Origin of the sequence: Nitrosomonas sp. ANs5 (genome assembly GCF_050584665.1) — a bacterium.
Classification (GTDB): Bacteria; Pseudomonadota; Gammaproteobacteria; order Burkholderiales; family Nitrosomonadaceae; genus Nitrosomonas.
Window position 1 is genome coordinate 1 of sequence record NZ_JBEUDO010000116.1, and the last position, 2489, is coordinate 2489.

Annotated in this window: 2 protein-coding genes; both read left to right on the top strand. The window is 50.1% G+C overall.

Annotated elements, in window-relative coordinates; all coding sequences use genetic code 11:
* Positions 1–993: alpha/beta hydrolase (locus ABTW62_RS13815; RefSeq protein WP_430905154.1), on the top strand; the 993-nt coding region annotated here is incomplete at its 5' end.
* Positions 994–1268: 275 nt separating this feature from the next.
* The gene (locus tag ABTW62_RS13820; protein WP_430905155.1) at positions 1269–2414 is read left to right on the top strand and encodes a fructose 1,6-bisphosphatase; all 1146 of its coding nucleotides are present in this window, start codon (positions 1269–1271) and stop codon (positions 2412–2414) included.
* Positions 2415–2489 lie beyond the last annotated feature (75 nt).

Here is a 2489-nt window from a genome sequence, read left to right on the forward strand (position 1 = left end):
AGAATGAGATTATGCATGCCTCGTTCGATCCTCATTTTAATATATTTGGCTGTCCTAGCGGTGTCTGCCGTGACCGGGGCGGCGATTTTTGTTGGCGATAGGCTCAGTCAACCTGTTCGACGGTCTGTCGGTGTGGTACCGCCAGACCTGCCTGTTGAGTCGATTACCTTGCTCAGCCCTCCCAATCGTGTAAATGCTTCCACTGGTCATGTTTCTGGCTGGCTCGCACGGGGAACGCCTGGAATGGGAGTTGTCCTGCTGTTGCATGGTGTGCGCAGTGACCGGCGCCAGATGCTTGGGCGCGCCAGATTTCTGTTCCAGAGCGGATACTCGGTGATGCTCATCGATCTTCCAGCGCATGGAGAAAGCAGTGGAGACCGTATTACAGTTGGCTATCGCGAGGCCGAAGGTGTCAGCGCCGCTGTGCATTATCTGGCAGAATTATTTCCCGGCGAGGCCATCGCTGTCATTGGCGTCTCATTGGGTGCGGCAGCGTTCATGCTCTCGCAAGTATCACCTGCCCCCCACGCCGTGGTGCTGGAATCGATGTATCCAACTATTGAAAATGCAATTGATCAAAGATTGCAGCAACGGCTGGGTCCACTTGGGCGCCTGCTCACTCCACTTTTTCTCTGGCAATTCCCTATTCGATGGGGCATCTCACCAGAACAGCTTCGTCCCATCGCTGAATTGCCTGCGTTACATAGTCCGGTATTGATCATGTCTGGTGCTGAAGACCGGCATACTCCCATATCGGAAACGCTGCGCCTGTTTGCAGCCGCCAACCAGCCTAAGGAGCTATCGATCGTGGCTGGTGCCGCGCATGTTGATCTTCACGCATTTGATCCCAAGGGATACGAATCCAGGGTATCCGTTTTTTTGCACAAATATCTCCGTAACGGCAACTGTACAGTTAAACAATTGGATACAGATCAGTTCACACAAACCTGCCCAAACCAACGTGTAGTCGGGCAGGATAAAGCCACGCAATGACTATCACCTAAAATAATACCCTGCGGGTTATCCTCGAAATTCGCGATTGTCACGCTCGCCCATGTGCTATGGCTCTGTTTCGATCTTTCCCGGCTACCTATCTGCTCTGCTTGTGGCGCAATACTTGGTATCCCAATCTGTATTCTGACGCCAATCGGGCCGTAATCAGGCAATATTTAGTGCCAGCCGCTTTGTTTGACACCCAATATGATCTTCAGTACATTCTTGATAGGCGAGAAAGGATATTTGTATTTTTAATACATGGAGGTGTCACCATGCAGATTACCCTGAGTGCAATCAAAGCCGACGTTGGGAGTATCGGCGGGCATACCCGACCCAGTGAGGAAATGTTGGATGCTGTTGGTATGCTGTTGCAAAAGAATATTGATTCCGGCTTGTTGATTGATGGTACAGTTACCTTTACGGGTGATGATATCGCCATTATTTTTTCTCATCGACATGGTGTCAACAATGAGAAAATTCATGTTGATTTTGCATGGGAAGCATTCCTGGCTGCTGCGAAGGTGGCAGAAGCTCAGGGGAATTATGGTGCAGGGCAGGATCTGCTAGTCGATGCGCCATCGGGTAATGTGCGTGGGGCCGGGCCTGGTGTTGCCGAAATCGAATTTGAACTTGACGCAAAATCAGAATACAGACCGGCGGAATCCTTCATGATATTTGCGGGCGATAAGTGTGCGCCGGGTGCGTTCAACCTGCCTTTGTATTTGACCTTTACGGATCCCATGCATAATGGTGGTTTGCTGCTGAATCCTAAAATGCATTTAGGATGGACATTTACCATTATTGATATGGATCATAAAGGGGAGGCAGATGACCGTATCATACGGCTTGATGTCCCCGAACGTTCCTGGGACGTCGCGGCATTATTGCAAAACCCCGATCGCTATGCGGTTGAATCCATCCATTCTCGCTACAAGCCCGATGAACAAGTCGTCTCAGTGGCAGCTACCCGCTTGCATAATATTGCTGGCAAATATACGGGTAAAGATGATCCGATCGCAATTATACGTAATCAGGGCATCTTTCCGGCGCCTGAGGAAATTGTCGAGCCCTACGCAACAGTCAATCAGATTATCAGTGGCGATGCGCGTGGGTCACACAATATGCCGCAATTGCCGGTTCCAGTGAATACCGCTGTGACCGGTCCCTATTGTCATCCAATCATTTCCGCAATCGGTTTTTCAATGAATCAAGAGGGCAAGTTTGCTGAACGCTATGTGGATTTCTTTGATAACCAGGCATGGGATTACGCCCGCCATTTATCACAACGCCGCGCAGTGGAAATAAGGCGCCAAGGGTTCTTTGGCATTGCCATGGCTCAGCAAACGGAAATCGCTTACACTGGCCTGGTCAATACTTGGGAGCAACTGGATGATGAGTTTGAACTTCGGAAAAGCTAGGAGGCTGTCCGAGAATAGCGACTGATCTACTGCGGACGAGCCTGATTGGCCGGATTTTTCGATTCTTTTCGTTAA

What these genes read in the sequence shown, in the direction of transcription:
- ABTW62_RS13820 (WP_430905155.1), top strand. Translation starts at nt 1,269, where the DNA reads ATGCAGATTACCCTGAGTGCAATCAAAGCCGACGTTGGGAGTATCGGC.